The 5,126-nt window shown below is 63.6% G+C and carries 6 protein-coding genes; 5 read left to right on the forward strand and 1 reads right to left on the reverse strand.

Translation table 11 applies throughout. The features are described 5' to 3' along the window. Window positions 1–57 precede the first annotated feature (57 nt). A complete protein-coding gene (locus AC1DU6_RS19645) occupies window positions 58–705 on the reverse strand; it encodes a PEP-CTERM sorting domain-containing protein (protein WP_457323939.1) in 648 nt (215 codons plus the stop codon). Window positions 706–924: 219 nt separating this feature from the next. Here AC1DU6_RS19645 and AC1DU6_RS19650 point away from each other — a divergent pair, with 219 nt between their 5' ends. The 5 genes from AC1DU6_RS19650 (at window position 925) to AC1DU6_RS19670 (ending at window position 5,079) form a co-directional block, all read left to right on the forward strand. Next, on the forward strand, window positions 925–1,842 hold the full coding sequence (locus AC1DU6_RS19650; protein WP_056202837.1) for a LysR substrate-binding domain-containing protein: 918 nt from the start codon (window positions 925–927) through the stop codon (window positions 1,840–1,842). Window positions 1,843–1,950: 108 nt separating this feature from the next. Next, the gene (locus tag AC1DU6_RS19655) at window positions 1,951–2,838 is read left to right on the forward strand and encodes an amino acid ABC transporter substrate-binding protein (protein WP_056202840.1); all 888 of its coding nucleotides are present in this window, start codon (window positions 1,951–1,953) and stop codon (window positions 2,836–2,838) included. An 80-nt stretch (window positions 2,839–2,918) separates the two neighbouring features. Continuing rightward, window positions 2,919–3,662, forward strand: coding sequence for an amino acid ABC transporter permease (locus AC1DU6_RS19660; RefSeq protein WP_056202842.1), 744 nt, complete (start codon window positions 2,919–2,921; stop codon window positions 3,660–3,662). Next, window positions 3,662–4,327, forward strand: a complete 666-nt coding sequence (locus AC1DU6_RS19665; RefSeq protein ID WP_056202845.1) for an amino acid ABC transporter permease — start codon at window positions 3,662–3,664, stop codon at window positions 4,325–4,327. Before AC1DU6_RS19660 ends, AC1DU6_RS19665 begins: the two co-directional genes overlap by 1 nt. 17 nt (window positions 4,328–4,344) lie before the next feature. Further along, on the forward strand, window positions 4,345–5,079 hold the full coding sequence (locus tag AC1DU6_RS19670) for an amino acid ABC transporter ATP-binding protein (RefSeq protein WP_056202848.1): 735 nt from the start codon (window positions 4,345–4,347) through the stop codon (window positions 5,077–5,079). The last annotated feature ends 47 nt before the right edge of the window (window positions 5,080–5,126 follow it).

Below are 5,126 nucleotides of genomic sequence, written 5' to 3' on the forward strand. Positions count from 1 at the left end.
CGTCCGTCCCAATGAAAAACGACCGCCGCAGCGGTCGTTCTTGCAGGAGAGAGGCGCTCAGCGTGCGGCGCGGCGGCGGCTCCAGCCCAGACCGCCAAGGGCACCCAGGGCCAGGGCGATGCTGGTGGGCTCCGGCAGCTGGCCGGTCGGGTCGGCCGTCCTGAAACTCAGGTCGTCGAGCAATACGGTCTGGTCGATTGCAGAGAAGACGATGGTCCGAGCCACACCCTGGAAGGACAGCGAGACCGGCTGCGACGACCAGTTGCAAAAGACGAAGGTGCCGCAGCTTTCGCCGGTCAGGCCGGTCAGGCCCAGGCCCACTTCCTTGCCGGCGACGTCATAGGCGTGAACCGCGAGGTTGATCGCGGTCGTGCTGCCCGAGTAGACAAAGGACAGCGCTTCGACGAAGCCGTCGGCCGAGGTCAGCGTAAACGACCGGGCGTCTGTTGAGGCCGGATTGGTCGGATCCTGAGCGAGCCAAAGCGCGCCGCAGCTGCCTGTACGGACGAAGCTGACATCGCCGCCGCAGGCTTCAGAGGTTGCTGTCCATGCGGCGCCGCTCACCGTGACGCCCTTGGACGCATAGCGGGTGGTCAGCGGTTCCGTGGTCTGCACGTCCTCGAAGTCCAAGAAGACCGCACCGGCCATCGCCGATTGCATGGTGGCCGTCAAGGCGAGTGCCAGAAGTTTGCTCGTCGCGCGCATGGCGTTCTCCGTCCGGGTTTGTTCGAGTTGGGTTGTTGGGCGGACTGTAAACAAGCACCTGCGCGCCGGGCCGCGTTGTGCCCCTTCAGTTGAGGGGGAGTCAAGCACCTAGGGGCCGCGCTTAGGGGGGTGAAGAGGTAATGCGCGCGCATATATGAGTTGCCGAGATGACTCGCTAGATCGCGCGGCTGGCAGAAGGCCTTGGCTACACTGCCTCGGGTGGAAACCAAATGGCTTGAAGACTTCGTCAGCCTGGCCGAGACGCGCAGCTTTTCCCGCTCCGCCCAGCTGCGCCACGTGACCCAGCCGGCATTCTCGCGCCGCATTCAGGCCTTGGAGGCCTGGGCCGGCGTCGACCTGGTGGATCGATCCTCCTATCCCACCCGGCTGACGGCCGCTGGCGCAACCTTGCTGGCCCAGGCCGTCGAGCTGCTGGGCAATCTGCAGGCGACGCGCAATATGCTGCGCAGCCATCAGGCGGCCGACCAGGACATGATCGAGTTCGCCGTGCCGCACTCGCTGGCCTTCTCCTTCTTCCCGCATTGGCTGATGGGGTTGAGACGCGGCTTCGGCGCCATCAAGTGCCGGCTCAACGCGGCCAATGTGCATGACGCGATGCTGCAGCTCAGTGAAGGCAATTGCGATCTGCTGCTGGTCTATCACCACGCCAGCCAGCCGCTGCAGCTGGACCCGGAGCGCTACCAGATGGTGTCGCTGGGCCATGAGACCTTGTCGCCGTATGCCAGAGCCGACAGTCAGGGCGAGCCGATGTTCCGGCTGCCCGGACGGCCGGGCCAGAAGATTCCCTTCCTGAGCTACGCGGCGGGCGCCTATCTCGGCCGTCTCGTCGAGCTCATCGTCAAGGAAGCCGACTGCGCGCTCAACCTTGATGCGATCTACGAGACCGACATGGCCGAAGGCCTGAAAGCGATGGCGCTGGAAGGTCACGGATTCGCCTTCCTGCCCGCCAGCTCGGTGCAAAAGGAGATCGCCAGTGGCCGCCTCGTGCCCGCCGCTGCGCCGGGCACCTTCAGCGTCAGCATGGAGCTGCGCATCTATCGCGAAAAGCCCGAGCTTTCGCGCCGGCTCAAACCAGCCTCCTTGGCTTTGTGGGACTATTTATCGTCCGCGGCATGACCTCATCCAGCTTGCGCATGCATCGTGTAAACCCGTATTCGGGCTGAGCGTGCGGCGTGGTCTGCTCGCGGCTGTTATCGATATCCACTTCCTGTTGTTGGAGTCTCCATGAAGAAAGTTCTGCTCGTCGCAGCCCTGTTCGCCGGCGTTTCGGCCGTGCATGCCGAAGACACGCTGAAGAAGATCAAGGACAGCGGCGCGATCACGATGGGTGTGCGCGAGTCGTCGGGCCTGTCCTACACCATCGGTGATGGCAAATACGTCGGCTACCACATCGATGTCTGCGAGCACGTCGTTGCCGACCTGCGCAAGCAGCTGGGCAGCAAGATCGAAGTCAAGTACCAACCGGTCACATCGGCCAACCGCATCCCGCTGACCGTCAACGGCACCGTCGACCTGGAGTGCGGCTCCACGACAAACAACGCCACCCGCCAGAAGGAYGTCGCCTTCGCCGTGACAACCTATGTCGAGGAAGTGCGCATCGCCGTGAAGGCCAACTCCGGCATCACCGGCATCGGCCAGCTCAACGGCAAGACCGTCGCAACGACGACCGGCACCACGTCCGTGCAGACGCTGCGCAAGCACGAGCGCGCCAACGGCGTGGACTTCAAGGAAGTCTTCGGCAAGGACCACGCTGACAGCTTCCTGCTGCTGGACTCCGGCCGCGCCGACGCCTTCGTCATGGATGGCTCCATCCTGGCCAAGAACATCGCCACGTCCAAGAACCCGGCCGACTTCAAGATCGTCGGTGAGGTGCTGTCGGTCGAGCCGATCGCCATCATGATGCGCAAGGACGACCCGGGCTTCAAGACCGCGGTCGACAACAGCATCAAGGCCATGATGAAGTCCGGCGAGATGGCCAAGATCTACGACAAGTGGTTCATGCAGCCCATCCCGCCGACCAACACGAAGATTGGCCTGCCGGTGTCCACTGCGACCAAGGACGCCTGGGCCAACCCCAACGACAAGCCGATGGAAGACTACGCGAAGAAGTGATTCGCGCATCGACCTGAACCACCGCAAAGCGGGTGCCTGGCACCCGCTTTGCTTTAGCTAAGAGGCTTGAGGAGAGGGCCATGAGTTGGGACTGGCAGTTCTACTGCAATGACACCGCCACCGGGGAGGCCGTTGCTGGCTGCTTCGGCCCGGGCGGCAAGGAGCAGACTTATCTGCAATGGATGCTGAACGCCTGGGGCTGGACGCTGAGCGTCTCGCTGCTGGCCCTCGTGCTGGCGCTGGTTGTCGGTTCGCTGATCGGCATTGCTCGCACCGCGCCGAACAAGTGGCTGGCGCGCTTCGGCGAGGCGTGGACCGAGCTCTTCCGCAACATCCCGCTGCTGGTGCAGGTCTTTCTCTGGTACCACGTGCTGCCGTCGCTGTTCCCGGTGCTGCGTGAGGCCGTGCCGTCCTCCGTGCTGGTCGTCTTCGCCCTGGGTTTCTTCACCAGCGCGCGCATCGGCGAGCAGGTCAAGGCCGGCATCAAGACCCTGCCCACCGGCCAGCGCTACGCGGGCCTGGCCATGGGCCTGACGCTGCCCCAGACCTACCGCCACGTGCTGCTGCCGATGGCGTTCCGCATCGTCATTCCGCCGCTGACGAGCGAGAGCATGAACATCGTCAAGAACTCGGCGGTCGCCTTCGCGGTCAGCATCCCCGAGCTGGCGCAGTTCGCGCAGCAGGCCTCCGAAGAGACGTCTCATTTCGAGGAGATCTACATCCCTGTCACCGCGCTGTATTTCGTCTCGGCCTTCGCCATCAACCGCATCGCCAAGTTCATTGAGGCGCGCGTGCGCATCCCCGGCCAGTCGGGAGGCAAGTGATGCTGAATCTCGACTATTCCTTCGTGAACTGGGCGGTCGTCCAGAGCTTCGTCGCCAAGGGCTTCTGGTTCTCCATCCAGCTGACGCTGGTGGCCATGATCGGCGGCATCATCCTGGGCACGCTGCTGGCGATGATGCGGCTGTCCAGCAAGCCCTGGCTGTCGGTGCCGGCGGCGTTTTACGTCGACACGCTGCGCTCCATCCCGCTGGTGATGGTGATCCTGTGGTTCTTCCTGCTGATCCCCAAGCTCGTCGGGCCGCTGGGCGGGCAGATGTCGGCCTTCATCACCTTCACGCTGTTCGAGGCCACTTATTACTCGGAGATCATGCGCGCCGGCATCCAGTCGGTGTCGCGCGGTCAGGTCAACGCCGGGTATGCCGTGGGCATGACCTACGGCCAAAGCATGCGTTACGTGGTGCTGCCCCAGGCCTTCCGCAACATGCTGCCGGTGCTGCTGACCCAGACCATCATCCTGTTCCAGGACACCTCGCTGGTCTATGCCGTTGGCGAGTACGACCTGCTCAAGGGCTTCGAGGTGGCCGGCAAGAACTTCAACCGCCCCGTCGAGACCTATCTGGCGGCTGCGGTCGTCTACTTCGTCATCTGCTTCGGCCTGTCCCGCCTCGTGCGGGAGCTGCAGAAGAAGATCGCCATCATCCGTTGAGTCGAATCGAGTCCGCCATGATCGATATCAAGAACATCTCCAAGTGGTACGGCAGCTTCCAGGTGCTGACCGAATGCACCACGACCATCCAGAAGGGCGAGGTTGTCGTCGTCTGCGGGCCGTCCGGCTCGGGCAAGTCGACGCTGATCAAGACCGTCAACGCGCTGGAGCCCTTCCAGAAGGGCGACATCGTCGTCGACGGCATCTCCATCGCCGACCCCAAGACCAACCTGCCCAAGCTGCGCTCGCGCGTCGGCATGGTGTTCCAGCATTTCGAGCTGTTTCCCCATTTGTCGGTGACCGAAAACCTGACCATCGCGCAGATCAAGGTGCTGGGCCGCTCGGCGGCCGACGCCAAGACCCGCGGCCTGAAGATGCTGGACCGCGTCGGCCTGAGCGCCCACAAGGACAAGTTTCCCGGCCAGCTTTCCGGCGGCCAGCAGCAGCGCGTGGCCATCGCGCGAGCGCTGTCGATGGACCCCATCGTCATGCTGTTCGACGAACCCACCTCGGCGCTGGACCCTGAAATGGTCGGCGAAGTGCTGGACGTGATGGTGCAACTGGCCCACGAGGGCATGACCATGATGTGTGTGACCCACGAGATGGGCTTTGCCAAGCGGGTCAGCAATCGCGTCATCTTCATGGACGCGGGCAAGATCGTCGAGGACTGCAGCAGCAGCGACTTCTTCACCAAGCCCGAGGAGCGCTCGCCGCGCGCCAAGGACTTCCTCGCGAAGATTCTCCAGCACTAGGAACGGAGCCCGTGATGAGCAGCGTCGGCACGGGATGGAGAGAAGTC

Source organism: Roseateles sp. P5_B10 (assembly GCF_056400485.1).

What these genes read in the sequence shown, in the direction of transcription:
- AC1DU6_RS19645 (WP_457323939.1), bottom strand. Translation starts at nt 705, where the DNA reads ATGCGCGCGACGAGCAAACTTCTGGCACTCGCCTTGACGGCCACCATG.
- AC1DU6_RS19660 (WP_056202842.1), top strand. Translation starts at nt 2,919, where the DNA reads ATGAGTTGGGACTGGCAGTTCTACTGCAATGACACCGCCACCGGGGAG.
- AC1DU6_RS19670 (WP_056202848.1), top strand. Translation starts at nt 4,345, where the DNA reads ATGATCGATATCAAGAACATCTCCAAGTGGTACGGCAGCTTCCAGGTG.
- AC1DU6_RS19665 (WP_056202845.1), top strand. Translation starts at nt 3,662, where the DNA reads ATGCTGAATCTCGACTATTCCTTCGTGAACTGGGCGGTCGTCCAGAGC.